The 26,796-nt window shown below is 65.6% G+C and carries 27 protein-coding genes and 1 tRNA gene; 14 read left to right on the top strand and 14 right to left on the bottom strand.

Features of this window, described 5'->3' with window-relative positions; genetic code table 11:
* The first annotated feature begins 54 nt into the window (after positions 1 to 54).
* Complete coding sequence (locus K2O50_RS19430) at positions 55 to 387, top strand: ribonuclease E inhibitor RraB (protein WP_028691757.1); 333 nt, start codon at positions 55 to 57, stop codon at positions 385 to 387.
* 14 nt (positions 388 to 401) lie between these two features.
* Here the strand turns inward: K2O50_RS19430 and K2O50_RS19425 are convergent, their stop codons facing one another.
* Positions 402 to 1,205: a cytochrome c gene (locus tag K2O50_RS19425; RefSeq protein ID WP_050704647.1), complete on the bottom strand. Its 804-nt coding sequence runs from the start codon at positions 1,203 to 1,205 to the stop codon at positions 402 to 404.
* Positions 1,206 to 1,733: 528 nt separating this feature from the next.
* Between K2O50_RS19425 and K2O50_RS19420 the strand changes: the two genes are divergently transcribed.
* Positions 1,734 to 2,459 carry an amidotransferase gene (locus K2O50_RS19420; RefSeq protein ID WP_050704648.1) on the top strand — a complete coding sequence of 242 codons (726 nt, stop codon included), beginning with the start codon at positions 1,734 to 1,736 and terminating at the stop codon, positions 2,457 to 2,459.
* 42 nt (positions 2,460 to 2,501) lie between these two features.
* On the opposite strand, the gene K2O50_RS19415 is transcribed toward K2O50_RS19420, so the two are convergent.
* The 3 genes from K2O50_RS19415 to K2O50_RS19405 all read right to left on the bottom strand — a co-directional run bounded on the left by K2O50_RS19415 (position 2,502) and on the right by K2O50_RS19405 (position 5,150).
* Entirely contained in the window at positions 2,502 to 3,473 is a 972-nt protein-coding gene (locus K2O50_RS19415) for a magnesium and cobalt transport protein CorA (protein ID WP_050704649.1), read from the bottom strand.
* Between the two features lie 75 nt (positions 3,474 to 3,548).
* Positions 3,549 to 4,268, bottom strand: coding sequence for a 1-acyl-sn-glycerol-3-phosphate acyltransferase (locus tag K2O50_RS19410; protein ID WP_050704650.1), 720 nt, complete (start codon positions 4,266 to 4,268; stop codon positions 3,549 to 3,551).
* A 192-nt stretch (positions 4,269 to 4,460) separates the two neighbouring features.
* On the bottom strand, positions 4,461 to 5,150 hold the full coding sequence (locus K2O50_RS19405; RefSeq protein ID WP_050704651.1) for a crotonase/enoyl-CoA hydratase family protein: 690 nt from the start codon (positions 5,148 to 5,150) through the stop codon (positions 4,461 to 4,463).
* Between the two features lie 290 nt (positions 5,151 to 5,440).
* On the opposite strand from K2O50_RS19405, the gene K2O50_RS19400 reads away from it, so the two are divergent.
* A tRNA-Ser gene (locus tag K2O50_RS19400) sits at positions 5,441 to 5,530 on the top strand.
* A 132-nt stretch (positions 5,531 to 5,662) separates the two neighbouring features.
* On the opposite strand, the gene K2O50_RS19395 is transcribed toward K2O50_RS19400, so the two are convergent.
* Together K2O50_RS19395 and K2O50_RS19390 are read right to left on the bottom strand one after the other, a co-directional pair.
* A complete protein-coding gene (locus K2O50_RS19395; RefSeq protein ID WP_050704652.1) occupies positions 5,663 to 7,795 on the bottom strand; it encodes a TonB-dependent siderophore receptor in 2,133 nt (710 codons plus the stop codon).
* 299 nt (positions 7,796 to 8,094) lie between these two features.
* Positions 8,095 to 8,472, bottom strand: coding sequence for a hypothetical protein (locus K2O50_RS19390; protein ID WP_050704653.1), 378 nt, complete (start codon positions 8,470 to 8,472; stop codon positions 8,095 to 8,097).
* 441 nt (positions 8,473 to 8,913) lie between these two features.
* Between K2O50_RS19390 and K2O50_RS19385 the strand changes: the two genes are divergently transcribed.
* Genes K2O50_RS19385 through K2O50_RS19365 form a run of 5 tightly spaced genes read left to right on the top strand, consistent with a single transcriptional unit; the run spans position 8,914 to position 15,220 of the window.
* Positions 8,914 to 10,371, top strand: coding sequence for a serralysin family metalloprotease (locus K2O50_RS19385; RefSeq protein WP_050704654.1), 1,458 nt, complete (start codon positions 8,914 to 8,916; stop codon positions 10,369 to 10,371).
* 54 nt (positions 10,372 to 10,425) lie between these two features.
* Positions 10,426 to 10,803 (top strand): AprI/Inh family metalloprotease inhibitor, encoded by a 378-nt coding sequence (locus K2O50_RS19380; protein ID WP_050704655.1) that lies wholly within the window; start codon positions 10,426 to 10,428, stop codon positions 10,801 to 10,803.
* 44 nt (positions 10,804 to 10,847) lie between these two features.
* Positions 10,848 to 12,569, top strand: coding sequence for a type I secretion system permease/ATPase (locus K2O50_RS19375; protein WP_050704656.1), 1,722 nt, complete (start codon positions 10,848 to 10,850; stop codon positions 12,567 to 12,569).
* A complete protein-coding gene (locus tag K2O50_RS19370; RefSeq protein WP_050704657.1) occupies positions 12,566 to 13,858 on the top strand; it encodes an HlyD family type I secretion periplasmic adaptor subunit in 1,293 nt (430 codons plus the stop codon). The genes K2O50_RS19375 and K2O50_RS19370 overlap by 4 nt, the downstream gene beginning before the upstream one ends.
* Positions 13,859 to 13,867: 9 nt before the next feature.
* Positions 13,868 to 15,220, top strand: a complete 1,353-nt coding sequence (locus tag K2O50_RS19365; protein ID WP_050704658.1) for a TolC family outer membrane protein — start codon at positions 13,868 to 13,870, stop codon at positions 15,218 to 15,220.
* A 130-nt stretch (positions 15,221 to 15,350) separates the two neighbouring features.
* On the opposite strand, the gene K2O50_RS19360 is transcribed toward K2O50_RS19365, so the two are convergent.
* Positions 15,351 to 16,550, bottom strand: coding sequence for an MFS transporter (locus tag K2O50_RS19360; protein ID WP_050704659.1), 1,200 nt, complete (start codon positions 16,548 to 16,550; stop codon positions 15,351 to 15,353).
* Between the two features lie 108 nt (positions 16,551 to 16,658).
* On the opposite strand from K2O50_RS19360, the gene K2O50_RS19355 reads away from it, so the two are divergent.
* Complete coding sequence (locus K2O50_RS19355; RefSeq protein WP_050704660.1) at positions 16,659 to 17,537, top strand: LysR family transcriptional regulator; 879 nt, start codon at positions 16,659 to 16,661, stop codon at positions 17,535 to 17,537.
* Positions 17,538 to 17,676: 139 nt separating this feature from the next.
* Here the strand turns inward: K2O50_RS19355 and K2O50_RS19350 are convergent, their stop codons facing one another.
* The gene (locus tag K2O50_RS19350; RefSeq protein WP_050704661.1) at positions 17,677 to 18,426 is read right to left on the bottom strand and encodes a 3-oxoacyl-ACP reductase family protein; all 750 of its coding nucleotides are present in this window, start codon (positions 18,424 to 18,426) and stop codon (positions 17,677 to 17,679) included.
* 116 nt (positions 18,427 to 18,542) lie between these two features.
* Between K2O50_RS19350 and K2O50_RS19345 the strand changes: the two genes are divergently transcribed.
* Positions 18,543 to 19,484 carry a LysR family transcriptional regulator gene (locus K2O50_RS19345; protein ID WP_050704662.1) on the top strand — a complete coding sequence of 314 codons (942 nt, stop codon included), beginning with the start codon at positions 18,543 to 18,545 and terminating at the stop codon, positions 19,482 to 19,484.
* Positions 19,485 to 19,611: 127 nt separating this feature from the next.
* Here K2O50_RS19345 and K2O50_RS19340 read toward each other — a convergent pair whose 3' ends face one another.
* A complete protein-coding gene (locus tag K2O50_RS19340; protein ID WP_050704663.1) occupies positions 19,612 to 20,094 on the bottom strand; it encodes a GreA/GreB family elongation factor in 483 nt (160 codons plus the stop codon).
* A gap of 2 nt (positions 20,095 to 20,096) precedes the next feature.
* Positions 20,097 to 20,495, bottom strand: coding sequence for a hypothetical protein (locus tag K2O50_RS19335; RefSeq protein ID WP_050704664.1), 399 nt, complete (start codon positions 20,493 to 20,495; stop codon positions 20,097 to 20,099).
* Between the two features lie 134 nt (positions 20,496 to 20,629).
* Here K2O50_RS19335 and earP point away from each other — a divergent pair, with 134 nt between their 5' ends.
* Positions 20,630 to 21,763 (top strand): elongation factor P maturation arginine rhamnosyltransferase EarP, encoded by a 1,134-nt coding sequence (earP, locus tag K2O50_RS19330; RefSeq protein WP_050704668.1) that lies wholly within the window; start codon positions 20,630 to 20,632, stop codon positions 21,761 to 21,763.
* 48 nt (positions 21,764 to 21,811) lie between these two features.
* Positions 21,812 to 22,381 carry an elongation factor P gene (gene efp / locus K2O50_RS19325; RefSeq protein WP_028691737.1) on the top strand — a complete coding sequence of 190 codons (570 nt, stop codon included), beginning with the start codon at positions 21,812 to 21,814 and terminating at the stop codon, positions 22,379 to 22,381.
* A gap of 214 nt (positions 22,382 to 22,595) precedes the next feature.
* Here the strand turns inward: efp and K2O50_RS19320 are convergent, their stop codons facing one another.
* The 3 genes from K2O50_RS19320 to K2O50_RS19310 all read right to left on the bottom strand — a co-directional run bounded on the left by K2O50_RS19320 (position 22,596) and on the right by K2O50_RS19310 (position 24,622).
* Positions 22,596 to 23,024: an organic hydroperoxide resistance protein gene (locus tag K2O50_RS19320; protein ID WP_023632623.1), complete on the bottom strand. Its 429-nt coding sequence runs from the start codon at positions 23,022 to 23,024 to the stop codon at positions 22,596 to 22,598.
* A gap of 130 nt (positions 23,025 to 23,154) precedes the next feature.
* Positions 23,155 to 23,610, bottom strand: a complete 456-nt coding sequence (locus K2O50_RS19315) for a MarR family winged helix-turn-helix transcriptional regulator (RefSeq protein WP_050704669.1) — start codon at positions 23,608 to 23,610, stop codon at positions 23,155 to 23,157.
* 58 nt (positions 23,611 to 23,668) lie between these two features.
* Entirely contained in the window at positions 23,669 to 24,622 is a 954-nt protein-coding gene (locus tag K2O50_RS19310; RefSeq protein ID WP_050704670.1) for a LysR family transcriptional regulator, read from the bottom strand.
* 117 nt (positions 24,623 to 24,739) lie between these two features.
* Here K2O50_RS19310 and K2O50_RS19305 point away from each other — a divergent pair, with 117 nt between their 5' ends.
* Positions 24,740 to 25,489, top strand: a complete 750-nt coding sequence (locus tag K2O50_RS19305; RefSeq protein WP_050704671.1) for a sulfite exporter TauE/SafE family protein — start codon at positions 24,740 to 24,742, stop codon at positions 25,487 to 25,489.
* A gap of 66 nt (positions 25,490 to 25,555) precedes the next feature.
* Here the strand turns inward: K2O50_RS19305 and K2O50_RS19300 are convergent, their stop codons facing one another.
* Entirely contained in the window at positions 25,556 to 26,407 is an 852-nt protein-coding gene (locus K2O50_RS19300; protein WP_050704686.1) for a LysR substrate-binding domain-containing protein, read from the bottom strand.
* A gap of 96 nt (positions 26,408 to 26,503) precedes the next feature.
* On the opposite strand from K2O50_RS19300, the gene K2O50_RS19295 reads away from it, so the two are divergent.
* Complete coding sequence (locus K2O50_RS19295; protein WP_028691731.1) at positions 26,504 to 26,722, top strand: DUF1127 domain-containing protein; 219 nt, start codon at positions 26,504 to 26,506, stop codon at positions 26,720 to 26,722.
* The last annotated feature ends 74 nt before the right edge of the window (positions 26,723 to 26,796 follow it).

Below are 26,796 nucleotides of genomic sequence, written 5' to 3'. Positions count from 1 at the left end.
GGCAGGTGCGTTGTGCACGGAAAGTCTATCCATTGCTTTGCAGGAGGACGTTTCATGAGCAGCCAGAACGACGACATCAGCAGCAGTGTCCTGCGCCAGATGAAAGCTGGCGGTTTCGATTTCACCCGCATCCACCCCATCGAGTTCTATGCCGTGTTCCCCAGCGAGGCCGGTGCCCGCAGGGCGGCGGGGCAATTTCGTGGCGAATCGCTCAACGCCCAGGTGAGCGAGCGCGACGACGGAGCCTGGCACCTGGAACTGAGCAAGGTGATGTACGCCACCCATGGCGGCATCGGCGCCTTCGAGCAGGCCTTCGAACGGGTCGTGTCACCCTATGGCGGCGAAGTCGAGGGCTGGGGCGTCAAGCAGGAAAGGCCGATCGCCTAGGCCCTGCGAGGCCATTAGTGCGTTTTGCGCCCCGCCATATGCTTCAGGTACGCCAGCACGGCATCGAGCGCCGGCTCATCCAGCACCTGGCTGGAAAACCCGGGCATCTTCGCCTGTGGCCAGCGCCGCAGGCTCTGCGGGTCGCGAATGTACTGGCGCAGGTAGGCCGGCTGGAAATACTCGGTGGGGTTGTGCGGCAGGTTCAGGTCCGGGCCCAGGTGCGCGTCGCCGGCGCCATTGAGGCGATGACAGGCCAGGCAGTTCTGCTGGAACAGGGCAAAACCCTGGCGCACCGGGTCGTTCTCGGCCACGGCGGGGTCGGGCAGCAGGGCGGGGAAGCGCGTCTCGACCGGGGGCAGGCGGCGGATGCTGGCGATCTGATACGGCCATTGTTCCGGGCGAATACCGCTGGCCTGGGGTTGGGTCCATACCAGGTAGAACGGCCCTGCGCCTGGCTTGCCTTTGCTCAGCGCGGGCCAAGGGTGGCTGGGGTCTTCGATGGCCAGCCAGGCCTGCGCGGGGCCCGCCTGCAGCAGCGGTCCGGCGGGCATCTCGGCGGCGAAGCCATCGAGGGCCACGGCCTGCAGGTGATCGCTCGGGTTCACGCCCTGCAGCAGCACCGCCAGGGGCACGGCGCGGTAATGCAAGGTGCGCTTGTAGGCCACGTCCTGTTCGATGGTGATGTTTCGCGCCTGCGGATGGGCAAGTAGCTGTTCACTGCTCCAGTGCCGGCTGTCGCCACCCAGTTCGAGGTTCAGCTGCGCCGCCGACAATGTCGGAGCGAGCAGCAGGCAGAGCAGGGCAAGACACAGGCGCATGGGCAATCTCCAACCGTCAAGGTCGGAAGATTACCCACGCGTGGTCGGAAAAGGCCACCGCCGCGTTCAGCCGAACAGCCGGGTGAGGTTCGGCAGGATCAGTAGCAGCGTCGTGGCGAAGAGTATGAGGCCGGCTTGGCGTACCTTGGATTGTCTGAACATGGCGGACCGCCTTCTTGTTGTTATTCCTGAATAACCCTTGGCTTCCTTGTCTAGCGTCGGGTCGATCGCAGCGGCGTGATGCCACGCCGTTCCTGCTTGCCGCGTGTATCTGGATATACAACCAACAGTAGGGCCCGCGTCATCCCTGTTTCAGAACCCTTTGTTCTAAGATTTATCATGTCGATTCCTCATGGCTTTAAGGCCACTGGCCACCCCGCTGGCACGCTCAGGCTAGACGAGTGCGCGGCAGGGGTTACCAAGGGTTACAGGGCCTACCGTTCGTCCGGACATCCTACTTGCTTGTACGGCCCTTTCGCGTCAGTCTCTACAGCAAATCCCACCCACATGTCGTTCAGGACTACCCCTATGTCGTTACGCATCTGCATCCTTGAAACCGATGTCCTGCGACCGGAGTTGATCGCGCAGTACCAGGGCTACGGAAGGATGTTCGAGCAGCTGTTCTCGCGTCAGCCGATCGCGGCCGAATTCGATGTGTACAACGTGATGAACGGCGACTATCCCCCGGACGGCGAACGCTTCGATGCATACCTGGTGACCGGCAGCAAGGCCGACTCGTTCGGCGACGATCCGTGGATCCAGACGCTCAAGGCCTACCTGCTCGAGCTCTACGAACGTGGCGAGAAGCTGCTGGGCGTGTGTTTCGGTCACCAGCTGCTGGCGCTGACCCTCGGCGGCAAGGCCGAGCGCGCCGACAAGGGCTGGGGCGTGGGGGTTCACCGCTACAGCCTGGCGGCCCATGCGCCGTGGATGGACCCGCAGGTGTCCGAGCTGACCTTGTTGATCAGCCACCAGGACCAGGTCACCGAGCTGCCTGAAGGGGCCACAGTGATCGCCTCGAGCGACTTCTGCCCGAACGCCGCCTACCACATCCGTGACCAGGTGCTGTGCTTCCAGGGGCACCCGGAGTTCGTCCATGACTACTCCCGGGCATTGCTCGACGCCCGACAGGCGTCGCTGGGTAATGAAGTCTATGAGAAGGCGGTGGCCAGCCTTGCCACCGAGCACCAGGGGGATCTGGTGGGCGAGTGGATGCTGCGCTTCGTCCAGCAGTCCGGCACTCGCGCGACCTGAGATCCGCATCGACGCCAATCGCGGGCTCGCCCGCGATTGGCGTTACAGCCAGCCCGAACGCTTGAAGCTGTAGTACAACCCCGAACAGCCCAGAGCGATCACCCCCAGCACGCCGAAGTAACCGTAGCGCCATGCAAGCTCCGGCATGTTCTCGAAGTTCATCCCGTAGATGCCGGCGACTGCCGTGGGAAACGCCAGGATCGCCGCCCAGGCCGCGAACTTGCGCTGGGTGATGCTTTGTCGTGACGACTCAAGCAGCATGCCGATCTCGATGGTCTGGCTGGCGATGTCGCGGATCCCGGCCAGGTCTTCCATCTGCCGCGTGACATGGATCTGCACATCGCGAAAGTACGGGCGCATGTTCTTGTCGATGAACGGGAAGCTCAGGCGCTGCAGCTCCTCGCTGATCTCCACCATCGGCGCCACGTAGCGGCGCAGGCGCAGGATGTCGCGGCGCAGGCTGTGCAGGCGCTGGATGTCCTCTTCCTTGAGCGAATTGCTCAGCACGCTCTGTTCCAGCTCTTCGATCTCGCCGTGGATGGCCTCGCTCACCGGCTGGTAGTTCTCGGTGACGAAATCCAGCAGGGCGTAGAGCACGAAGTCCTCGCCGTGTTCGAGCAGCAGCGGGCGCGCCTCGCAGCGCTGGCGCACCAGGGCGTAGGATTTCGAGTGGCCGTTGCGGCAGGTGATGATGTAGCCGTTGCCGGCGAAGATATGGGTCTCGATGAACTCGAGCTTTCCCTCGTGGCGTACCGGCGAGTAGGTGACGATGAACAGTGCGTCGCCGAAGGTCTCGAGCTTTGGCCGGCTGTGTTTTTCCAGGGCGTCCTCGATGGCCAGCTCGTGCAGGCCGAACTGGCGCTGCAGGTTGGCCAGTTCCTCGGCGTTGGGCTCTTCCAGGCCGATCCAGACGAAGTGCCCGGGCTTGCGCGCCCATTCAGCGCCCTCGTCGAGGCTGATATTGGTGACCTTCCTGCCGGCGCTGTACACCGCCGATGCGACGACTCGACCCATGGTTGTCCGCTTATCCGATTGAACACGCTACACAGCTTGGGCTGTGTAGCGGCACGGGGCAAGTCCGCACGCCGATCAGGGCGCGGTGAGCTCGCTTTCCATATGGTCGATGCAATGCTGCATCTGGCTGCGGCATTGCTCGATCAGCGCGGGCAGGTCCTGCTGGGTCAGGCCCGCGGTGGCGATAGGGGCCAGCGAGCGAATCACCACGGTGCGCTGGCGCCAGCTGTTCAGGCCCAGGCGCTGGGTATAGCGGCTGACGCACACCGGCACGATCGGCACACCGGCCTCGATGGCCATGTGGAAAGCGCCTTTCTTGAACGCCAGCAACTGCTCGCCGGGGTTGCGCGTGCCTTCGGGGAAGATCCAGATCGAGGTGTCGTCGCGCAGGGTCCGGGTGGTGGTCTGCATGGCCTTGCGCGCCTGGTAGGCGTTCTTGCGGTCGACCAGCACATTGCCGCCCAACCAGAACAGCTGGCCGAACAGCGGAATCCAGCCCAGGCTCTTCTTGCCGATGGCCACGGTGCGGCGCGGCACGACCTGGCCGAGGATGAACAGGTCATAGTTGGACTGGTGGTTGGCGATGATCACGCAGCCGGGGGGCTGGTCCCACAACGGACCGACCTCGGCCTTGACCTTGATGCGCATGAGCCAGGCGGCCGGCACGCTGTACAGGCGGGCGAACAGGCGGCTGTTGTCGGGATTGAACGGGCGCAGCAGGCCGATCACCAGACCGACGACACCTACGAGCAGGAAGTGCAGCGCCAACAGGAGCATGCGAAGCATAAAAAGCATGGTACGACTCACACCGGACAGTCGCGGCGCAGTGTACGGGTGTGCACTGTCAGGGGCAAATGCTCGACAAGCGTCAGGCAGGCCCTTGTAGGAGCGGGCTTGTCCCGCGAACACCGGCGAAGCCGGTGCCACGCACCGCGTAGATGGTGTTCGCGGGACAAGCCCGCTCCTACAGAGAAGTAGACTCGGCAATCAGCCCAGATGGTTCTGGTCCGCCAGGATCGCCTCGTCCAGCGCCTCCAGCAGCGCCTTGCGTACCTTCAGCTTGGTGTTCTTGTGCGCCAGCATGTTCAGCTTCTTGAATTCACGGGCCGCAGCCAGGGCGGTTTCCTGCAGCTGCTCGGCGGGCACCACCTTGTCGAGGAAGCCGGCTTCACGGGCGCCCTGAGGGTCGAACACCTCGGCGTTGTTCACCGAACGCTGGAACGCCGCGCGGCCCAAACGGTCGCGGGCCAGCTCGATACCGGCGTGGTGCATGGTCATGCCGATCTGCACTTCGTTCAGGCAAATCTTGAAGGGGCCTTCGACCCCGATCCGGTAGTCACCCGACAGCAGCAGGAAGGCGCCCTTGGCCACGGCATTGCCGGGGCAGGCGACGATCACCGGAAACGGGTGCGACAGCAGGCGGCGGGCCAGGGTGGAACCGGCGGTGACCAGGCCGACGGCCTCCTTGGGGCCGGCGGTCATCACCTTGAGGTCGTAGCCGCCGGAAAGAATGCCCGGCTGGCCGGTGATGATCACCACCGCGCGCTCCTCGATGGCGCGATCGAGCGCGGCGTTGAAGGCTTTGATGACATCCGGGGAGATGGCGTTGACCTTGCCGTTGTTCAGGGTCAGGGTGGCGATGCCGTCTTCGGCATGGTAGGTAATCAGCTCGCTCATGGCAGAGTCCTTTGGAGGGCGTGGCGATGACGTTACCCAGCGGCACCGGCCAGGTAAAGCGCCAAGACTGACTGGTCAGTCAGCGCCGCGTCCTTGTGCCCTGTGCCACCGGGGCGGGGGCACGAGGGGCGGGAAAAGCGCTGGGCACAATGGCAGCATTGCCCTGATTGCCCCGGTTTTTCGGTCGATTGGCTTAAGCGCATGAAAATTCTGAAAAAAATGCTTGCCAAAGGAAAAGGCTTCTACTAAATTAGCGCGCCTCGACAGGCTGAATAGCTTGAAGGGAAAACGGTGAAGTGTCCGAGTGGTCGAAGGAGCACGCCTGGAAAGTGTGTATACGAGAAATCGTATCAAGGGTTCAAATCCCTTCTTCACCGCCACATTCTACGAAAAGCCCCCGAATCGAAAGGTTCGGGGGCTTTTTGTTTGTCTCGCGTTTTTGTTGAGGCCCTGATCGCGGGGCAAGTCCGCTCCCTTTGGCGTGGGAGCGGGCTTGCCCCGCGATGGCGCTGTCAGAAACTGACGGAAGCCGACAGGCGTGCCGTGCGCGGCGCCCCCTGGAACAGGTAGTTGTCGCCCAGATAATCGCCCACGTCGCGCCAGTAGCGCTTGTCGAAGACGTTGTCCACGGTCAGGCGCAGCACCGTGTCGTAGCCGCCGATGGTCGTGCGGTAGCGGCTGCCGACGTCGAACACGGTATAGCCGCCGACTTCTGCGTCGCCCGTGTGGCTGGCGTACTTGCTGGCGCTGTAGCGGGCGCCGCCGAGCAGGGCCAGGCCGGGCACGGGCAGGGCGTAGTCGGCCTGCAGCGCCGCGCGCAGGCGCGGGACGTTGATCGCCTGGTGGCCTTCGTAGGCGTCGGTGTCGCTGTTCTGCACGCGGGCGCGGATCGCCGCGGCGCTGGCCTGGATCTGCAAGTTGGAGGTCACCCAGCCGCTGGCGCCGAGTTCGAGACCGGTGTTCTTCTGCTGGCCCGACTGCACGTAGGTCGGCGCCGGGGTGTCGTCGGGGCGGGCATATTGGTAGGCCTGGCGGATCTGGAACAGCGCCGCGCTGAAGCTCATGCCCTGCCAATCGCGCTTGATGCCGACTTCGAGCTGGCGCGACAGGGTGGGGGCGAGGATCTCGGCGGCGTTGCTGGCGAACCAGGGCGCAGTGCCGCCGGCGGAAAGGCCCTTCGAGTAACTGGCATAGAGCGTGGTATCGGGCTGCGGCTTGTAGATCAGTGCCGCATTGGGCAGCAACTGATACTGCCGGGTATGCCGTCCGGCGACACCGTTCTCGTTCCAGGTCTTCTCGTCCAGCCGCACCTCCCGGGCACCGATCACGGTCTGCCAGTGCTCGTCGAAGGTGATGCGGTCGCTGAAGAACAGGCCGTACTGGCGGCTGTCAAGGCGGCGTTCGCTGGCGCCGACCGGTTTGCCGGAGGGCTCGTAGGCTGGCGCATTCGCGTTGATATTGCCGCTGCCGATCCATTCGTTGTAGTACGGCCGCTGATCCAGCGTACGGCGTTGCGCGCTGGTGCCCACGGTGAGCTCATGGCTCACGCCCAGGGCGTCGAAGCGTCCATCGAGTGTGGCCTGTGCCTCGTCGATTCGCCGGGTGTCGTCGGGGCTGCGGAAATCATAGATGTCGTAGTCGCCGTTGCTGCCGAAGAAGGCGCCCTCGCTCGAGCCCCAGGCAAACGCACTGTAGTCATCGATCACCACCTTGCTGCGCGAAGCGCTCAAAGTGCCGTTCCAGTTGTCGTTGATCTGGTACTTGAAGCGCCCGCCCAGGTTCAGCGAGTCGTTCTGCACCGGCTTGGCCCAGGACTGCCAGGCCAGATGGTCCTTGGGGTCGACGCTGTGGGGCAGCTGCTTGCCGCCGAGCAGTTGATAGCCCGGTACCGAGTATTGCTCGCGGTGCTGGTACTCGGCGTCCAGTTCCAGCACGGCATTCGGGTTGATCTGCCAGTCGAGCGCCAGGGAGGCGAAGTCCCGCTTGCCGTCAGCGTGGTCGACATAGGAACGGATGTCCTCGTGGGCCAGGTTCACCCGCAGGCCGAACTGGCGCTCGGCGCCGAACCAGCCACCCAGGTCGGTGGCCAGGTAGCGTTCGCCCTGTTCGTTGGTCGAGACCGTGACCGAGCGCACGTCCTCGGCGCGCTTGGTCACGTAGTTGACCAGCCCGCCGGGCTCCGACACGCCGCTCTGCAGCCCCGACAGCCCCTTCAGCAGCTCCACCTGCTGCTTGTTTTCCAGCGCCACGTTCTGTTCTCCGGCGATGGTCTGGCCGTTGATCCGGTAGCTGCTGGCGGCATTGAGCTCGAAGCCGCGCACGTTGAAGTTCTCGTAGTAGCCGATCGGCGCGTAGCTTTCGCCCACCGAGGCATCGCTTTGCAGCACCTCGCTCAGCTTGCGCACCTGGCGGTCGTCCAGCAGCTGGCGGCTGAACACGCTGACCGAGGCCGGGGTGTCGAGCAGCGGCGCGCTGTGCAGGCCGCCGACCTGGGCTTCGCGTGCCTGGTAGCCGCTGTTGTCCTGAACCTCGGAGATGCGCACCGGGGCGAGGGTCACGCTGTCCTCGGCCAGGCCCTGGCCACTGTGCAGGGCCAGGCCCAGGCCGAGCAGGCCAAGGGGCAGGCGGGGGCGAAGCGGGGTCATGCAAGGCTCCTTGAAAAGTGGACGCGCCGTTATCGCTCGGCAGCTGTCGGGCAGGCAAAAGGGCGCCATGGTAGCAGGCTGCCAAGGGGGGATTCGATGTTTCAGGGGAAACGTTCGTATGGCTGATGCATGCCCTGTGGGAGCGGGCTTGCCCCGCGATTGCCTTGGTGCGTTGCATGGCACCGGCTGCGCCGGGGTTCGTGGGGCAAGCCGGCTCCTACAGATGCATCTGCCCCTGTGGGAGCCGGCTTGCCGGCAATCAGGCCTGTAATGTCAGAACGAACGAAGCAGCCGTGGATTCAGGCCGCGGCCGGCCTCTGGTGTCGGCGCCAGTTGTCGTCGATCTTCGACCAGGTCTTGCCGTCGGTGATGGCCAGCAGCTTGCGGCCATCCTTGAAGGTGGCGAGGAAGGTGACTTCCTCCTCCTTGCCGCCCAGCAGCAGACCGGCCAGCAGGCCGACCGGACCGGCCACCAGGGCACCGGCCACGCCCCAACCAAGGGCGCTACCGAGGCTGCGGGTCGATTCGAGGTTGGCCAGCTTCAGATCCTCGATCCGCGCCAGCGAAATGCGCTCGCCGGGCGAGGGGCTGCGCGGGGTCTTGAGTGTGAGCGCTCCATTGCGATACTCGCCTTCACCTTGCAAGAAATCGCCGGATTGCACCGTGAGTCTTGTCATTGTGTCGTCCTGTCAGGAAGGGGTCGTTGACCAACGCCTACTGAGCGCTTGCCACGCTGGCAAGTCAACGAGCAGGCGACGGAGGGTCGTGTGGCGGGTTGTCGCGCAGTAAAGCGCATAGACGAGCGAGCGGCGGCGCTCAACAAGTGAAAGTCGCATTTTCGAAAGTAAACTTCGAACCGTTGTCTATAACTGCCATGGGGCATGACTGTAACTAATGCTTGTCGCTGGCGCCTTTGATCCATCGCAGTTTGCGCAAATTAGTGCGGCGCAGTTTAATTTTCGAAAACGAAAAAATGACGCCAAAAAACGCTGGACATCAAGTTTCAATGTGTGTCAGTTTTTTTGCGCCTCATAAAGGCGAGTGACAGGAAGTTCTCGCCCGGTGGGAGAACCCTGTCGGACATCAACTGCTTTTTTGTACACAAGGAAGTAATCTGCATGTCGAAAGTCAAAGAAAACGCCATTGTTTCCGCCGTTTCCGCACTGCAACCGAAGGGGCCAAGTTCTTCCTTCGGTCTGATCGACAGCTTTGCCCACCAGTACGACCGCGGCGGCGCGAACATCAATGGCAAGAAGTCCTTCACGGCCGACCAGGCCGCCGATCACATCCTGCGTGACGGCGCTGCCTGGAAAGACCTGAACAAGGACGGCACGATCAGCCTCACCTACACCTTCCTGACCAAGGCACCGGCGGACTTCTACAGCCGCGGACTGGGCACCTTCAGCCAGTTCAGCGACCTGCAGAAGCAACAAGCCAAGCTGTCCATGCAGTCCTGGGCTGACGTGGCCAAGGTCACCTTCACCGAGGCGGCATCGGGTGGCGATGGCCACATGACCTACGGCAACTTCAGTGCCAGCAACGGCGGCGCGGCATTTGCCTACCTGCCGTTCGACGGCCCGGGCTCGCACAAGGGTGAATCCTGGTACCTGATCAACAGCGGCTACCAGGTCAACATCAACCCGGGCACCGGCAACTACGGTCGTCAGACCCTGACCCACGAGATCGGTCACGTACTGGGCCTGTCCCACCCCGGCGACTACAACGCTGGCGAGGGCAACCCGACCTACAAGGACGCCGACTACGCCCAGGACACCCGTGGCTACAGCATCATGAGCTACTGGAGCGAGAGCAATAACGGGCAGAACTTCGTCAAGGGCGGCGGTCAGTACTACGCCTCGGCCCCGCTGATGGACGACATCCTGGCGATCCAGAAGCTCTACGGCGCCAACTACGCCACCCGTGCCAACGACACCACCTACGGCTTCAACTCCACCGCTGATCGCGACTTCTACTCGGCCACCTCGGCCTCGTCGAAGCTGGTGTTCTCGGTGTGGGACGGTGGCGGCAACGACACCTTCGACTTCTCCGGGTTCACCCAGAACCAGAAGATCAACCTCAACGAAGCGTCGTTCTCCGACGTCGGCGGCATGGTCGGCAACGTTTCCATCGCCAAGGGCGTGACCATCGAAAACGCCTTCGGCGGCTCGGGCAACGACCTGCTGATCGGCAACGCGCTGGCCAACGTGCTCAAGGGTGGTGCCGGCAACGACATCATCTACGGCGGCGGCGGTGCAGACCAGCTGTGGGGCGGCACCGGCTCGGACACCTTCGTGTTCGCGGCCGTCAGCGACTCCACCAAGGCGGCGCCGGATCGCATCATGGACTTCACTTCGGGCGTGGACAAGATCGACCTGTCGGCCATCTCCGCGTTCGCCGTGAACAAGCTGCCGCTGCAGTTCGTCAACGCCTTTACCGGTCATGCCGGCGAGGCGCTGCTGACCTACGACCAGGCCACCAACCTGGGCAGCCTGTCCATCGACTTCACCGGAAACAGCTCGGCTGACTTCCTGGTGACCACCGTTGGCCAGGCCGCTGTCACCGACATCGTGGTCTGATGCAACAGGGGGGCGGCGCTCGCGCGTCGCCCCTTTTGCCGGTGAGGCGAAGCAATGAAAGCAAACCTGAGAACGATCGCGCTGGCCGCGGTCCCCATGATGTCGATGACCGAGGTAGTCATGGCGAGCAGCCTGTTACTCCCCAACGCCGCGCAACTGGCCGGCCGTTGGCAGCTTTACCCCGAACAGCAGCAAGCGCAGGCCTGCGACCTGCGTCTTGGCGCCACGGAAGGCGAAATCGAAGGTGATCTGGAGTGTGCCAAAGGGCTGATAGGCCTGCGGCCCGGCAGCTGGCTGGTGACCCCCGACACCCTGGCCCTGGTGGGCGGTGACGGCAGCAGTGTGGTGCATTTCAGCCGCGAAGGCGCCCAGCGCTACGCCTGGACCACCCCGGACGGCAAGCAACTGGTGCTCGAGCGCCTCGACAAATAATTCCCACCTGGAACTAAAAAGTTCCGGGCGAGCCAGGGCGAAACATGAAACTACCGAGCAAAAAGCCCGGGGCGCCTTTGTGGGCGGCACTCGGCGAACATAAGTCGACCTTGATCAGCGTGGGCTGTTTCACGGCATTGATCAACTTGCTCATGCTGGTGCCGTCGATTTATATGCTTCAAGTGTACGACCGTGTACTGAGTTCGCAGAGCACCACAACTTTGTGGGTGCTTACCCTGATGGTGGTCGGCTTCTTCGTTTATATAGGCGGGCTTGAAGCAGTCCGCAGTTTCATTGTCATCCGCGTGGGCAACCAGTTGGAGAAAAGTTTCAACTTGAAGGTCTACCGCGCCGCCTTCGAGCGCAACTTGCGCCAGCGTGACGGCGCCGCCGGCCAGGCCCTGGGTGATCTGACCCAGCTGCGCCAGTTCATCACCGGCCCCGCGCTGTTCGCCTTCTTCGATGCGCCTTGGTTCCCCATCTACCTGGCGGTGATCTTCGCCTTCAACGTCTGGCTGGGGGTGATGGCCACGGTCGGCGCGCTGTTGCTGATCGCCCTGGCGATCCTCAACGAACGCCTCACCCACGCCACCCTGGCCGAGGCCAGTGGCTTCCAGCAGCAATCGACGCAACTGGCCGGCAGCCAGCTGCAAAGCGCCGAGAGCATCCAGGCCATGGGCATGCTCGGTGCCCTGCGCCAGCGCTGGTACACCTTGCATGGGCGCTTCCTCGACCTGCAGAACAAGGCCAGCGACACCTCGGCGGTGATCACCGCCACCAGCAAGGGCCTGCGCCTGTGCCTGCAATCGCTGGTGCTGGGGCTGGGCGCGCTGCTGGTGATCGAGGGGCAGATGACCCCGGGCATGATGATCGCCGGCTCCATCCTGATGGGCCGGGTGCTCGCCCCGATCGACCAGCTGATCGCAGTGTGGAAGCAGTGGAGCGGCGCGCAGCTGGCCTACCAGCGCCTGGACGTCCTGCTGCGCGAGCACCCCGAGCCGCCGACGCCGATGCCCCTGCCGGTGCCCACCGGGCAACTGGCGGTGGAGCAGGTCAGCGCCGGCCCGCCCGGGCGCAACCTGGCCACCCTGCAGCAGGTGAACTTCGCCTTGGCGCCGGGTGAGCTGCTCGGCGTGCTGGGCGCTTCCGGCTCGGGCAAGTCGACCCTGGCCAAGGTGCTGGTCGGCGTGTGGCCGACGATCAGCGGCCATGTGCGCCTCGACGGCGCCGAGCTCAGTCAGTGGGACCGCGATGCCCTGGGCCCGCACATCGGCTACCTGCCGCAGAACATCGAACTGCTGCGCGGCAGTATCGCCGAGAACATCGCCCGCTTCGGCGAGCTGGACGGCGTCAAGGTGGTCGAGGCGGCCCGCTTGGCCGGCGTGCACGAACTGATCCTGCGCCTGCCCCAGGGCTATGACACGCGCCTGGGCGAGGAGGGCGTCGACCTCTCCGGTGGCCAGAAGCAGCGTATCGCGCTGGCCCGCGCCCTGTACGGCGATGCCCGGCTGATCGTGCTCGACGAACCCAACTCCAACCTCGACAGCCACGGCGAAGCCGCGCTGGCCAGCGCTATCGTCCAGCTCAAGGCCCAGGGTCGCACCGTGGTCCTGGTGACCCACCGCAGCGCGGCGCTGGCCCAGGCCGACAAGCTGCTGGTGATGAACGAAGGGCGTATGCAGGGCTTCGGCCCGGCCCGCGACATCCTCCATGCCATGGGCCAGGCCCCGGCGCAACGCCCGCTGCAAGCCGGAGGTGGCGCATGAGCCAGCACACCCGTGATGCACGTTTCCATGTTCGCCTGGGGTGGCTGCTGACCCTGGTCGGTTTTGGTGGTTTCATGGCCTGGGCCAGCCTCGCCCCGCTTGACCAGGGCGTGCCGGTACAGGGCACCGTGGTGGTTTCGGGCAAGCGCAAGGCGGTGCAGTCGATGGCCGCCGGCGTGGTCAGCCGCATTCTGGTCAGCGAAGGCCAGTTGGTGCGCCAGGGCGAACCGCTGTTCCGCCTCGACCGCACCCAGGTGCAGGCCGATGTCGATGCGCTGCAGGCCCAGTACCGCATGACCCGCGCCGCCCTGGCGCGTTGGCAGAGCGAGCGCGACAACCTGGGGCAGGTGCAGTTTCCAGCAGAGTTGCTGGAGGCTTCCGACGCTCGCCTTGCGCTGATCGTCGAAGGCCAGCGCCAGCTGTTCGACAGCCGCCGCCAGGCCCAGGCCCGCGAGCAGGGCGCCCTGGCTGCCAGCATCGACGGCTCCCAGGCCCAGCTGACCGGTATGCGCCGCGCGCGCAGCGACCTGCAGGCCCAGGCCGATTCGCTGCGCGAGCAGCTCGACAGCCTGCGCCCCCTGGCCGGCGACGGCTACATCCCGCGCAACCGTGTGCTCGAGTACCAGCGGCAACTGTCGCAGGTGCAGCGCGACCTGGCGCAGAACGCCGGCGAGAGCGCGCGCCTGGAACAGGTGATCGTCGAGGCGCGGCTCAACCTGCAACAGCGCCGCGAGGAGTACCAGAAGGAAGTGCGCACGCAGCTGGCCGACGCCCAGGTCAAGGCCGCGACCCTGGAGCAGCAGCTCAACTCCGCGCACTTCGAGTTGCAGCACAGCGAGATCCTGGCGCCGGCCGACGGCGTGGCGGTCAACCTCGGCGTGCACACCGAGGGCGCTGTGGTGCGTGCTGGCGATACCCTGCTGGAAATCGTGCCCCAGGGCACCGCGCTGGAGGTGGAAGGGCGCCTGCCGGTGAACCTGGTGGACAAGGTGGCGCCGCAGTTGCCGGTGGACATCCTGTTCACCGCCTTCAACCAGAACCGCACGCCACGGGTGACCGGGGAGGTGGCGCTGGTGTCGGCCGACCAGTTGATCGACGAGCGCAGCGGCCAACCGTACTACGTGCTGCGCAGCACCGTCAGCGAAGAAGCGCTGGCGCGTCTCGAAGGGCTGGCGATCCGCCCGGGCATGCCCGCCGAGCTGTTCGTGCGCACCGGCGAGCGCTCGCTGCTCAACTACCTGTTCAAACCCCTGCTCGACCGTGCAGGCACCGCCTTGACCGAACAATAAGGACCGCCAGTGAAGAAGTTCCCACTGATCGGGCTGCTGCTGGCCTGCGCCTGGCTGCCGACCGCCGCCCAGGCGGCCATGGGGCCGTTCCAGGTGTACGAGCAGGCCCTGCGCCGCGACCCGACCTACCTGGCGGCATTCAAGGCCCGCGAGGCCGGCCAGGAGTACCGGGCCATCGGCCGTGCCGGGTTGCTGCCGAACATCTCGTACAGCTACAACAAGGGGCGCAACGATTCCGAGGTGCGTTACCTCGGTGATTCGCGCCGGCAGAAGGAGGACCGCAACTACAACAGCATGGGTTCGACCTTCATCCTCCAGCAGCCGCTGTTCGACTACGAAGCCTATTCGAGCTACCGCAAGGGCGTGGCCCAGGCGCTGTTCGCCGACGAAAGCTTTCGCGACCAGAGCCAGCAGTTGCTGGTGCGGGTGATGACCAGCTACACCCAGGCGTTGTTCGCCCAGGACCAGATCGCCATCAGCGTGGCCAGCAAGCAGGCCTACCGTCAGCAATTCCAGCAGAACCAGCGCCTGTTCGACGCCGGCGAAGGCACGCGCACGGACATCCTCGAGGCCCAGGCCCGCTACGAGCTGGCCGATGCCGAGGAGATCAAGGCGCGCAACGAGCAGGATGCCGCGCTGCGCGAGCTGGGGGCGCTGATCGGCGAGCCGGCGGTGCGGGTAGAAGACCTGGCGCCGCTGCGCCTGGGCTTCGCCCTGCCGGTGGTCGACCCTAGCGGCTACGAGGCCTGGCAGGAGCGGGCCCTGGCCAACAACCCGCAATTGGCCTCGTCACGCCAGGCGCTGGAAGTGGCGCGGTACGAAGTCGAGCGCAACCGTGCCGGGCACCTGCCCAAGGTCACCGCGTTCGCCACCTCGCGGCGCCAGGAGTCGGACAGCGGCAACACCTACAACCAGCGCTACGACACCAACACCGTGGGCATCGAAGTCAGCGTGCCGATCTTCGCCGGGGGCGGCGTGCTGGCCTCGACCCGCCAGGCCAGCCGCCACCTGGAGCAGGCTGAGTACGAGCTCGACGGCAACACCCGCAGCGCGCTGATCGAGCTGCGCAGGCAGTACAACGCCTGCGAGTCCGGCGCCAGCCGCCTGCGCGCCTACGAGCGGGCGCTGGTGGCGGCCGAGGCGCTGGTGGTGTCGACGCGCAAGAGCGTGCAGGGCGGCGAGCGGGTCAACCTGGATGTGCTTAACGCCGAGCAGCAGCTGGCCACCACCCGCCGCGACCTGGCCCAGGCGCGTTACGACTACCTGCTGGCGTGGATCAAGCTGCACTACCAGGCCGGGGTGTTGAGCGAGACACAGCTGGCGCGGGTGGATGAGGCGTTCATCGAGGGCAAGTCAGGCTGACCAGGCATGCACAAATCCCTGTAGGAGCGGCCTTGTGCCGCGAAAGGGGTGCGAAGCAGCCCCAGGATTCGAGCATCAAGCTGATACTGCCGGGGCCGCTACGCGGCCCTTTCGCGGCACGAGGCCGCTCCTACAGGGGGGACATCCCGGCGCTCAGGCGTTTCCCGCGCTTGCGCTCGGCCAACCCCCATACCACCAGCGCAAGCGCCCCGATCACCAGCCCGGCCACCACGATCCCGTCCCAGCCATGCACCTCGAACAGCTGCGTCCCCAGCAACGACCCCAGCGCCCCGCCGATGAAGTAGCAGGTGATATACCCGGCATTGAGCCGCGTCCGCGCCTCCGGCCGCAGCACGATCACCGCGTTCTGGTTGCTCACGTGCACCAGTTGCACCGCCAGGTCGAGCAGCAGCACCCCCACCAGCAACGCCGCCAGCGACTGCTGCGCAAAGCCCAGCGGCACCCACGACAGCAGCAGCGCTACCAGCCCCACCGTGGTCCCCAGTGGTCCCTTGCCGCGATCAGCCAGGCGCCCGGCCCAGTTGGCCGCCAGCGCGCCGACTGCCCCGGCCAGGCCGAACAGGCCGATCACCGCGTCGGAATAGTGGTAGGGCGCATTGCTCAGCAGGAACGCCAACGGCGTCCAGAACAACGCGAACAGGCTGAACGCCAGCAACCCCAGCAGCGAACGCAGGCGCAGCACTGGTTCCTCGACGAACAGGCGGAACACCGAGCCGATCAGCGCCGGGTACTTGAGCCCCGCATGGCTGTGGTGTTGTGGCAGGCTGCGGTAAAGCGCGAGGGCGCTGATCGCCATCAGCACCGCCGCCAGCACATAGATGCTGCGCCAGCCGCCCAGTTCGGCCATGAACCCGGCGGCGGTGCGCGCCAGCAGGATGCCCAGCAACAGCCCGCTCATCAGCGTGCCCACGGCGCGGCCGCGCTGCTCTGGGGCACTGAGGGCGGCGGCCATGGGCACCAGCACCTGGGCCACCACCGAGAACAGCCCGGTCAGCGCGGTGCCGAACAGCAGCCACGGCAGGCTCGGCGCGCAGGCGCTGATCACCAGCCCGGCAGTGGCGATCAGCACCATGGTGACGATCAGCCGGCGCTGCTCGAACAGGTCGCCCAGTGGCGCCAGCAACAGCAGCCCGGCGCCGTAGCTGAGCTGGGCGGCGATGACGATGGTGCCGGCGCTGGCGGTGCTCAGGCCGAACTGTTGGGCGATGCTGTGCAGCAGCGGTTGGGCGTAGTAATTGCTGGCCACGGCCAGGCCGGTGGCGGTGGCCATCAGCAGGATCAGGGCGCGGCCGAGAGTCGGGGTGTTCATGGGCAGTCTCGTTGCAGGCAAGGTTGTGTGGTGACAAGTATCAGGAAGTGTCTAGCATGACGCCAATGTATAGTTTTCAACTTATCCATCTTGAAAGCAGATAGATCGATGAATCTCAAGCAGCTCGAATATGCCCTGGCCGTGGCCGACACCGGCAGCTTCACCCGCGCCGCCGAGCGCTGCCACGTGGTGCAGTCGGCCCTCAGCCACCAGGTGGCGCGGCTGGAGGCACAGCTGGGGGTGAGCCTGTTCGAGCGCAGTTCGCGGCGGGTGCGCCTGACCCCGGCGGGCGAGGCCTTCGTGCTCAGCGCCCGGCCGGCGGTGGCGGCGGCGCGGCGGGTGGCCGAGGATGTTGCCGCCGCCTGCGGGCAGGTGCGTGGACGGCTGTCGATCGGCGAGATCAGCTCGCTCACCGCGCTGGATCTGGTCGATCTGCTGGCGGTGTTTCATGAGCGTTATCCGGATGTGGACGTGCGCTGGTTGACCGCCAAGAGCGAGTTGCTGATGGCGGATGTCTGCGAGCGGCGCCTGGACGTGGGGTTTATCGGCCTGTGGCAGGGCGAGGCGCTGAACGGCGTGCAGCATCGCCTGCTGGCGCGGGAGGAGCTGGTGGCGGTGCTGCCGCCCGGCCATCGGCTGGCGGGCAGGGCGCAGCTGGCCCTGGCCGACCTGGCCGACGAGGTGCTGGTGGACTTTCCCGAGGGCACCGGGGCGCGCCGGCAGACCGACGAGGCGTTCCAGGCGGCGGGGTTGCGGCATCGGGTGCAGTTCGAGATCGGCCATATTCGCCTGGTGGAAAAGTTCGTCCAGCGCGGGATGGCGCTGGGGTTGGTGCCCGAGCGCATTGCCCGGGGTTTTCAGGGAGTGGCCACGGTGCCACTGGTGGATGCGCCGGTGCGGCATTTGTATGCGGTCTGGTCGCCGAGCCCCACGCCCGCGGCGCGGGCTTTTCTCGACGTCATGGAGCAGAGCCTCCCTTCGACCTGATGCTCCCTCTGTAGGAGCGGCCTTGCGCCGCGAAAGGGCCGCGCAGCGGCCCCGACGATCTATGCGTCGACGCTGAAAACCTGGGGCTGCCTTGCAGCCCCTTCGCGGCACAAGGCCGCTCCTACAGGGGAATGGCACCTCAGGCCGCAAATCCACCATCGGCCAACAGGCTCGCCCCGGTGATGTACCCCGCTTCAGGCCCCGCCAGGTAAGCCACGAAACTGGCGATTTCGTCCGCCTGCCCGTAGCGCCCGATGGCCATCAACGGAATCAGGCTCTCGGCGAACTCGCCGCTGGCCGGGTTCATGTCGGTGTCCACCGGCCCCGGCTGCACATTGTTGACGGTGATCCCCTGCGGCCCCAGGTCCCGGGCCAGGCCCTTGGTCAGGCCGACCAGCGCCGACTTGCTCATGGCATAGGGGGCGCCGCCGGCGAACGGCATGCGCTCGGCGTTGGTGCTGCCGATGTTGATGATCCGCCCACCCTTGCCCATGTGCTTGATCGCTGCCTGGGTGGCCACGAACACGCTGCGCACGTTGATCGCCAGCAGGCGGTCGAAGTCGGCCAGGTCGAACTCGGCCACCGGCGCCACCGCCAGCACGCCGGCGTTGTTGACCAGGATATCGAGGCCGCCGAAGGCCTTGGCGGTGTCGGCCACGGCCTGTTGCACGGCCTGGATATCGGCGCTGTCGGCGCGCAGGGCCAGGGCCTGGCCGCCGGCGTTGTTGATTTCACCGGCCAGGGCCTCGGCGCTGGCGCTGGAACTGACATAAGTGAAGGCGACCTTGGCGCCGTCGCGGGCCAGGCGGCGGACGATGGCGGCACCGATACCGCGCGAACCGCCCTGGACCAGGGCCACCTTGCCGGTGAGAGGAAGTGCTTGGGACATGCTGATCTCCTGCAGTGAAGCAAGGCCGGATGCCTTGGGATGGACGCAGTATCCGCGCTCGATTACCTGTTGATAAGATGGCAATCGAGTTACTCAGAATAAACCAGGAGTTGATAATGGCCGTGGTGGAATCCTTCAGCAGCCTGGAGTGCTTCATTCGCAGCGCCGAAGTCGGCAGCTTTGCCGAGGCGGCCAGGCGCCTGTCGCTCACCCCGGCGGGGGTCGGCAAGAACGTCGCCCAGCTGGAAGCGCGGCTCGGTGTGCGCCTGTTCCTGCGCAGCACGCGCAAGCTGACCCTGACCGAGGCCGGGCAGCGCTTTCTGGCCGAGGTGAGCGAGAGTTTTCGCACCATCCAATACGCCGTGTCTAACCTCGCCAATTGCGAAGGGCATCCGTCGGGCGTGCTGCGGGTCAGCATGGGCACGGTGTTCGGGCGCCTGTATGTGCTGCCGCTGCTGGGCGAGTTCCTGGCCCGTTATCCGGCAGTGACGGCGGACTGGCATTTCGACAACCGCCAGGTCGACCTGATCGGCCAGGGCTTCGACGCCGCCATCGGTGGCGGTTTCGAACTGCCGCCGGGGGTGGTTGCGCGCAAGCTGACCCCGGCGCACAGGGTGCTGGTCGCTTCGCCGGGCTACCTGCAACAGCACGGGCCACTGACCCGCCCTGAGCAGTTGCAGGCATGCGCCGGCATCCTTATCCGCTCGCCGCAGACCGGCCGGGTGCGCAGCTGGCCGCTGACCAGTCGCTGGCAGGAGCAACAGCCGCTGCAATTGCCCCAGCGCCTGACCATGAGTGATTCGGACGCCGCCTGCGCGGTGGCCGAGCAAGGCCTGGGCATCGCCCTGGTCAGCCTGCCGTTCGCCTTGCCCTACCTGACCGCCGGGCGCCTGAGCCGGGTGTTGCCGGACTGGTACGTGGACGATGGACATATCAGCCTGTACTACGCCGAGCGCAAGCTGTTGCCGGGCAAGACCCGGGCCTTCATCGATTTCGTGGTGGAGCAGTTCGCCGAGCAGGGGCTGGCGCAGCGATTCGATGCGTTGCAGCGCCATTGATGGCCTTTCGCGGGGCAAGCCCGCTCTCACGACGGCACTGCATCGAGCTCAGGAGTCACGGTCTTGCATGATGACTCAGGCTCCTGTTGGCTGCGTGGGAGCGGGCTTGCCCCGCGATGGCGCTTGCTCAGGCGATATCGATGATGAACTGCACCTGCGCCACCCCAGCCACCACCAGGCTCACTTCGTCATCCACCCGCTTGCCGAGCAGTTGCTGCCCCAGCGGCGCGCGTGGCGTGATCACCGTCACCAGGCCATCCCCCTCGCCAACCTTCAGCCCAGCCCCTTCCGGCCCGAGGAACAGCCGACGCCGCTGGCCCGCTTCATCTTCCAGGGTCACCAGGCAGCCGATCTGGATCCCCCGCGCCGGGTCGTAATCGCGCAGCGCCAACTGCTGGTAGGTCAGCAACGCCTGGCGGATCTCGGCCGTGCGCCGCGCCTGCCCGGTGGCCAGGTACGACGCCTCCAGCCCCCGGGTGTCGTACTTGTTCTCGGCGATGTTCTCTTCGGCGGTGGCGGCCTCGTAGGCGGTCTGGGCGGCGCGGCGCAGCACCTCCATGTCATGCTCGAGGGTGGCGATGATGCGTCGCAGCAGGCTGGCCTTGTCCATGGTCAGTAGCAGAACTCCAGCACGTTGGCCTGGCTCTTGTCGGTCGGCGCGGTGCGGTTCTGCTGCAGCCAGAACTGGCACTTGGGGCTGTTGAGGTTGCGCGGGTTGCCCTGGGCGGCCTCGGCGGCCTGTTGCAGTTCCTGCTCGTGCAGGATCTCCTTGTAGTGCTCGAACATCTGCGCCTGGGCGTCGGCCGGTTGCGCCGGCGCGGCGGCAGGCGCAGGCTGGACCACGGCGGGGACGGCGGCCTCGACCAGTGGCTGCACCTGTGCCGGCCACAGGCGCAGGGCCAGCCACAGGCTCAAGGCGATGGCCACGGCGCCGAGCCACAGACCCAGGGCGACGCACAGCACCAGTTGCACGGGTCTGAGGGTGATCTTCAATTCGCGGGGGCGGGGCATGGCGGCCTCCTGGCAGGCGGGTCGGGGGTGTCATTCTCGCATGGCGCGACAGGTTTTTTCAGCGCCGCGCTTTTGCTGGCGGGCAAATATCCGCAAAATCCGCGGTCTTTTTTCGCAGGTAACGGAACGTGGCGATGAAAACCACCTGGGACATCTTCTGCACGGTCGTCGACAACTATGGCGACATCGGCGTCACCTGGCGTCTGGCGCGCCAGCTGGTGGCCGAGCACGACCTGGCGGTGCGCCTGTGGGTGGACGACCTGCAGGCCTTCGTGCGCCTGTGTCCCGAGGCAGACAGTCAGGCTCCGCAGCAGTGGCAGCAGGGCGTCGAGATACGCCACTGGCCTGGCACGTGGCAAGGTGCGCAGCCAGCCCAGGTGGTGGTGGGTGCCTTTGCCTGCCAACTGCCAGACGGCTACGTCGAGGCCATGGCCCGTCAGCCCACGCCGCCCTTGTGGTTGAACCTGGACTACCTCAGTGCCGAAGACTGGGTGGAGGGTTGCCATGGCTTGCCGTCGCCCCAGGCCAATGGGCTGCGCAAGTTCTTCTTCTTCCCGGGTTTCACCGAGAACACCGGTGGATTGCTGCGTGAAGCCACCTTGCTGCCGCGTTGCCAGACCTTCCGGCAGTCGCCTGACGAGCGGGCGAAATTCCTGGCGGGGCTGGGTGTGCAGCCCCAGGATGGGGCGCGGTTGATCTCGCTGTTCGCCTACGAGAACCCGCAGCTGGGCAACTGGCTCGATGTGCTGGCCGCCGATGTGCATCCCACCCACCTGCTGGTACCGCAGGGGCGCATCCTGGGTGACCTCGGCAACTGGCTGGGCGAGGCAGACCTGCCTGTGGGCGCGCTGCATCGGCGCGGGGCCTTGACCGTGCAGGTGCTGCCTTTCGTCAGCCAGGACGACTACGACCGGCTGCTGTGGAGCTGCGATTTCAACGCCGTGCGCGGCGAGGATTCCTTCGTGCGCGCGCAATGGGCTGGCGTGCCGATGCTCTGGCACATCTACATCCAGGAAGAGAACGCCCACTGGGAAAAGCTCGAGGCATTCCTCGCCCTTTATCGCCAAGGCCTGTCGGCCGCCGCCGGGGAGGCGCTGACCGAACTGTGGCGCGCCTGGAACATGGATCGCCCGATGGGCCAGGCCTGGCAGGCGCTGCAGCCGCACTGGGACGAAGTGCGCGAACACGCCCGCCAGTGGCAGGCCGCGCAGGCCGCTCGGCCGGACCTTGCCACGAGGCTGGTACAGTTTTACCGAAATTCGCTATGATACGCGGCCTCGATTTTTATAAATCCATCCAGATTCGGATACTTCGTAATGAAAACTGGTAAAGAGCTGAAACCCGGTACCGTACTGCGGATCGACAACGACCCGTGGCTGGTTCAGAAAGCTGAGTTCACCAAGTCGGGCCGTAACAGCGCGATCATGAAGACCAAGCTGAAGAACCTGCTGACCGGCTACAAGACCGAAACCGTATACGGTGCGGACGACAAGCTGGACGACGTGATCCTGGATCGCAAAGAAGCGACCCTGTCGTTCATCAGCGGTGACTCGTACACCTTCATGGACACCACCGACTACACCATGTACGAACTGAACGCCGAAGACATCGACGCCGTTCTGCCGTACATCGAAGAAGGCATGGAAGACGTCTGCGAAGCCGTGTTCTTCGAAGGCCGCCTGGTATCGGTAGAACTGCCGACCACCATCAGCCGCCAGGTCGTCTACACCGAGAACGCCGCACGTGGCGACACCTCGGGCAAGGTCATGAAGCCTGCCAAGCTGAAGAACGGTACCGAGATCTCGGTTGCCGACTTCATCCAGATCGACGAGTGGATCGACATCGACACTCGCGACAACAGCTTCAAGGGCCGTTCCAAGAAGTAATCCTTCTTGCGATGAGCACGAAAAAACCCGGCCTCGGCCGGGTTTTTTTATGGCGGGTTGTCTGGCCCCTGTAGGAGCGGCCTTGTGCCGCGAAAGGGGCGCGAAGCGCCCCCAGCCATGATTCAGGCAAACCGAAGAAGCTGCCCTCGTGCATTCCGGGACCGCTCTGCGGTCCTTTCGCGGCACGAGGCCGCTCCTACACATCGATCGCGTATCACACCGTCACATGCAACCGCACATCCACATTGCCACGGGTGGCGTTGGAGTAAGGGCAGACCTTGTGCGCCTTTTCCACCAGCCCTTCGGCATCGGCCTGGGCCAGGCCCGGCAGGTTGATGTGCAGGTCGATGTCCAGGCCGAAACCGCCCGGGATCTGGCCGATGCCGACCTTGGCGGTGATCGACGCATCCGCCGGCAGGGCCTTTTTCTCCTGGCCGGCGACGAACTTCAGCGCGCCGATGAAGCAGGCCGAGTAGCCGGCGGCGAACATCTGCTCGGGGTTGGTGCCGTCACCACCCGCACCGCCCAGTTCCTTGGGGGTGCTCAGCTTGACTTCCAGCTTGCCGTCGCTGGAGCGGGATTTGCCATCACGACCACCGGTGGAAGTGGCTTCTGCGATGTACAGCGGAGTGACCTTTTGCATCTTGAGCCTCGCTAGGGTGCTGTGCGCCGTCGGCGCTGAGTGGGTATGGAGTTAACTTAGCGCGCAATTATTTAGTGCGCAAGTTAAATATTCGACCATTCATCCGAACAGCCATCTCACAGCTTAGACGTCAGAGGTTTTCTTGCAGCTGCGCACGCAGGGCGAGCAGGTCGGCCTGCAGCTTGCGCAGTTGCTCGGCGCTGTGACCGCTGGCCTGCAGAATGCACGGCGGCACGCGCTGGGCCTCGGCCTGCAGGGCGCGGCCCTGGTCGGTCAACTGCACCAGCACCACCCGTTCGTCCTCGCGGCTGCGGCTGCGCTTGAGCAGGCCTTCGCTTTCCAGGCGCTTGAGCAGCGGCGTCAGCGAGCCGGGGTCGGTGAGCAGGCGCTGGCTGATCTCGCCCACGGTCAGGCCGTCCTGTTCCCACAACACCAGCATGGCCAGGTACTGCGGGTAGGTCAGGCCCAGCGCCTGCAGCAGGGGCTTGTAGACCTTGGTCATCAGCAACGAGGTCGAGTGCAGGGCGAAGCAGACCTGGTTGTCCAGCAGCAGCGCGTCGCAGGGGGCTTGGGTGTCGGCGTTCATGCAGGTCCTTGGAATCGGTAAGGGTTAAAATCTAGCACGCCAAAGCTTGGTGCGCTCATTACCAGCGCAGCTCGCTTCTCAGCGCCAGGTCCCAGGGTGGCACCGGGCTGAAACGGCTCTTGAGGAATTCGAGCAGCAAGCGGCTGCGAGAGTTCGTTTCATGTTCCAGGCGCAGGGCATAGATGCCGCTGGTCTCGGGCTCCGGCACGCCGTTGTCGCAGAACAGCGGGACCAGTTCGCCGCGCAGCAGGTAGTCGCTGATCAGCCAGGTCGGCAGGTGGGCGATGCCCAGGCCGGCCAGGGCGCCGAACAGCAGGGTCTCGGCGTTGTTGGCGGCCATGCGCATGCGTGCCGGGCGGTACAGGCGGGTCTGGCCGTCGACCGCGAAGCGCCAGGCGAACGGCGGGGCCAGCCCGTCCCAGTCGAGGCCGTCGTGTCCGGGCAGCTCGCTGGGGCAGGCCGGCACCCCGCGGCTGGCCAGGTACGCGGGGCTGGCACAGGCGATGCGCACCATGTAGGCCAGCGGCGTGGCCACCAGGCGGGTGTCGGCCAGGGGGCCGGCGCGCAATACCAGGTCCACTTCGCCCAGGTGGCTGCCGTGCAGGTCGACGAAACTGTCGATCAGGCGCAGCTGCACGTCGAGCCCGGGGTAGGCCACCAGGAAGTCGGCGATGGCCGGGGCCAGGTGACGGCGGCCGAAGGCGGCTGGTGCGTCGATGCGGATCAAGCCTTCCGGGGCATTGCTCAGCGACACCGCCTCGGCCCGCGCCAGGCGCAGCTCCTCGATGATGCGTCGGGCCCGCTCTGCAAAGGCGTTGCCAGCCGGCGTCGGGCGCACGGCGTGGGTGCTGCGCGAGAACAGGCGGCTACCCACCGCGCTTTCCAGGTTGTCGATGCGCCGCGCCACGGCGGAGGGCGTCAACGGGTGGCGCCGGGCGGCGGCGGAGAAACTGCCGGTTTCCAGCACGTCGAGGAACAGGCTGAGTTGTTCGGTAAGGATGTCGGGGCTCATGGCGGCTCGATGCTTGTGCGAAATGCGCAAAGCCATTGTGCGCTGCTGTGCGTTTCCCCGCCAGCCGCGACTGGCTAGCATGCCCTCATTCTCTGAAAGCAGGCGGATGAGGCGCTGATGATCGAGTGGGTGATGTATATCGTGCTGGGGGCCGCGCTCGGCACCCTGGGTGGGCTGTTCGGCATCGGCGGCGGATTGATCGCCATTCCGGCGCTGGGCGTGCTGTTCGGCCTTGACCAGCAACTGGCCCAGGGCACCGCCCTGGTGATGGTGGTGCCCAACGTGCTGCTGGCGCTGTGGCGCTATCACCAGCGCAACCGCATCGAACTGCGCCACGCCGTGCCGTTGTCGCTGTGCAGCTTCGTGTTCGCCTGGCTGGGGTCGATCTGGGCGGTGGGCATCGATGCCCAGTCGATGCGCCTGTACTTCGTCGGTTTCCTGGTGGCGCTGGCGATCTGGAACGTGGCGCGGATGTTCCTGCCGGTGCGGCCGCCGAGTAATCAGCTGCGCTATCCGTGGCCCTGGCTTGGCGTGCTGGGCAGTTTCGCCGGGACCATGGGCGGGCTGTTCGGCGTGGGCGGGGCGGTGGTGGCTACGCCGATCCTGACCTCGGTGTTCGGTACTACCCAGGTGGTGGCCCAGGGGCTGTCGCTGGCATTGGCGGCGCCGAGCACCATGGTGACGCTGTTGACCTACGGGGTGCACCAGAGTGTCGACTGGAGCATCGGCGTTCCGCTGGCGGTGGGTGGGTTGCTGAGCATCAGCTGGGGGGTGAAGCTGGCCCATGCGTTGCCGGAGAAGGTGTTGCGCACACTGTTCTGCGGGTTTTTGGTGGTGTGCGCGGTGATGCTTGGGTTCGAGCTCTAGCGAGCCGGGGCCGCGTTGCGGCCCATCGCGGGACAAGCCCGCTCCTACACGGGGCGGGCGGGATGCTTATTTGAACCCTTCGACGATGTATTCGGCCATGCAGTCGGTGATCGGCGAATGCTGCTGGTCGTTGCGCAACAGCATCACATTGGCCATGTGCAGCTGCGGCAGGCCGTCGTCCGCGCCGAGTATGCGCAGGTCGCCGCCGATCAGGCTCTGCAACTGCGCGGTCACCGCCAGCCCGGCATGCACGATGGCGAAGATCGCCGCCAGGCTCGGGCTGGTATAGGCAATGCGGTACTCGATGCCCTGGCGCTCCAGGGCGTTGCAGGTCCAGGCGCGGCAGAAGCAGTCGGTGTTGAACAGCGCCAGCGGCATCGGCCGCTGCTCGTGGGGGCAGAAGCCCTTGGCCGCGGCCCACACCAGGCGCTCCTGGCGCAGCAGTTGGCCGACCTCGTTGCCCGGCTCGCGGGTGACGATGGTCAGGTCCAGGTCCTGGCGCAGCATCAGTTGCCTGGACGAGTCGCAGTGAACCTCGACATGAATCAGCGGGTACGCCTGGGCGAAGCGGGTGAGGATGCCCGGCAGGTAGCGCATGGCGTAGTCGTCCGGGGTGCCGATGCGCACCACCCCGACCATGTGCGGCATGCGCAGGGTGTTGAACACCTCGCCGTGCAGCTTGAGGATGCGCCGGGCATAGCCCAGCAGGACCTGGCCCTCGGCGGTGAGGCGTACCTGGCGGCCGTCGCGCTCGAACAGCTGGCGCTGCAGGATGTCCTCTTCCAGGCGCTTCATCTGCATGCTCACCGCCGACTGGGTGCGGTTGACCACCTCGCCGGCACGGGTGAAGCCGCCTTGCTCGGCGATGGCGACGAAGGTGCGCAGCACGTCCGCGTCGAGGCTCTGATACTGGGACATGGCATCAATCTCCGAGATGCATGACATCAGAAACATTCGTTGGATTGATCTTAGGCCTGGGCAGAGACTGGAGCCATCCACAAGGAGGGCGTCAAGATGAAAGGTCATTTCAACGTTGCTCACCAGCCTGGGTCTACCCTCGGCCACCTGTTGCACGATGCCGGCGGGCGGCTGCTGCGCTGGTACGAGCTGCACCGTCAGCGCGATGAGCTGGCGCGCCTGAGCGATGCCACGCTGCACGACCTGGGGTTGTCGCGGGCCGATATCCAGCAGGAGGCCGACCGGCATTTCTGGGAGGATCCGTTGCGTAAATGAAGAGGGCTACAATCGCGGGACAAGACCGCTTCCACAACCGTGCGTGGGAGCGGGCTTGCCCCGCGATTGCGTCT

The organism is Pseudomonas sp. 2hn, assembly GCF_019646095.1.
GTDB classification, from domain to species: Bacteria; Pseudomonadota; Gammaproteobacteria; order Pseudomonadales; family Pseudomonadaceae; genus Aquipseudomonas; species Aquipseudomonas peradeniyensis.
This window is presented reverse-complemented; position numbering and strand designations above follow the sequence as displayed.

Coding starts and splice junctions, on each gene's coding strand:
- K2O50_RS19430 (WP_028691757.1), top strand. CDS start 55: ATGAGCAGCCAGAACGACGACATCAGCAGCAGTGTCCTGCGCCAGATG.
- K2O50_RS19425 (WP_050704647.1), bottom strand. CDS start 1,205: ATGCGCCTGTGTCTTGCCCTGCTCTGCCTGCTGCTCGCTCCGACATTG.
- K2O50_RS19420 (WP_050704648.1), top strand. CDS start 1,734: ATGTCGTTACGCATCTGCATCCTTGAAACCGATGTCCTGCGACCGGAG.
- K2O50_RS19415 (WP_050704649.1), bottom strand. CDS start 3,473: ATGGGTCGAGTCGTCGCATCGGCGGTGTACAGCGCCGGCAGGAAGGTC.
- K2O50_RS19410 (WP_050704650.1), bottom strand. CDS start 4,268: ATGCTTTTTATGCTTCGCATGCTCCTGTTGGCGCTGCACTTCCTGCTC.
- K2O50_RS19405 (WP_050704651.1), bottom strand. CDS start 5,150: ATGAGCGAGCTGATTACCTACCATGCCGAAGACGGCATCGCCACCCTG.
- K2O50_RS19395 (WP_050704652.1), bottom strand. CDS start 7,795: ATGACCCCGCTTCGCCCCCGCCTGCCCCTTGGCCTGCTCGGCCTGGGC.
- K2O50_RS19390 (WP_050704653.1), bottom strand. CDS start 8,472: ATGACAAGACTCACGGTGCAATCCGGCGATTTCTTGCAAGGTGAAGGC.
- K2O50_RS19385 (WP_050704654.1), top strand. CDS start 8,914: ATGTCGAAAGTCAAAGAAAACGCCATTGTTTCCGCCGTTTCCGCACTG.
- K2O50_RS19380 (WP_050704655.1), top strand. CDS start 10,426: ATGAAAGCAAACCTGAGAACGATCGCGCTGGCCGCGGTCCCCATGATG.
- K2O50_RS19375 (WP_050704656.1), top strand. CDS start 10,848: ATGAAACTACCGAGCAAAAAGCCCGGGGCGCCTTTGTGGGCGGCACTC.
- K2O50_RS19370 (WP_050704657.1), top strand. CDS start 12,566: ATGAGCCAGCACACCCGTGATGCACGTTTCCATGTTCGCCTGGGGTGG.
- K2O50_RS19360 (WP_050704659.1), bottom strand. CDS start 16,550: ATGAACACCCCGACTCTCGGCCGCGCCCTGATCCTGCTGATGGCCACC.
- K2O50_RS19355 (WP_050704660.1), top strand. CDS start 16,659: ATGAATCTCAAGCAGCTCGAATATGCCCTGGCCGTGGCCGACACCGGC.
- K2O50_RS19350 (WP_050704661.1), bottom strand. CDS start 18,426: ATGTCCCAAGCACTTCCTCTCACCGGCAAGGTGGCCCTGGTCCAGGGC.
- K2O50_RS19345 (WP_050704662.1), top strand. CDS start 18,543: ATGGCCGTGGTGGAATCCTTCAGCAGCCTGGAGTGCTTCATTCGCAGC.
- K2O50_RS19340 (WP_050704663.1), bottom strand. CDS start 20,094: ATGGACAAGGCCAGCCTGCTGCGACGCATCATCGCCACCCTCGAGCAT.
- K2O50_RS19335 (WP_050704664.1), bottom strand. CDS start 20,495: ATGCCCCGCCCCCGCGAATTGAAGATCACCCTCAGACCCGTGCAACTG.
- earP (WP_050704668.1), top strand. CDS start 20,630: ATGAAAACCACCTGGGACATCTTCTGCACGGTCGTCGACAACTATGGC.
- efp (WP_028691737.1), top strand. CDS start 21,812: ATGAAAACTGGTAAAGAGCTGAAACCCGGTACCGTACTGCGGATCGAC.
- K2O50_RS19320 (WP_023632623.1), bottom strand. CDS start 23,024: ATGCAAAAGGTCACTCCGCTGTACATCGCAGAAGCCACTTCCACCGGT.
- K2O50_RS19315 (WP_050704669.1), bottom strand. CDS start 23,610: ATGAACGCCGACACCCAAGCCCCCTGCGACGCGCTGCTGCTGGACAAC.
- K2O50_RS19310 (WP_050704670.1), bottom strand. CDS start 24,622: ATGAGCCCCGACATCCTTACCGAACAACTCAGCCTGTTCCTCGACGTG.
- K2O50_RS19305 (WP_050704671.1), top strand. CDS start 24,740: ATGATCGAGTGGGTGATGTATATCGTGCTGGGGGCCGCGCTCGGCACC.
- K2O50_RS19300 (WP_050704686.1), bottom strand. CDS start 26,407: ATGTCCCAGTATCAGAGCCTCGACGCGGACGTGCTGCGCACCTTCGTC.
- K2O50_RS19295 (WP_028691731.1), top strand. CDS start 26,504: ATGAAAGGTCATTTCAACGTTGCTCACCAGCCTGGGTCTACCCTCGGC.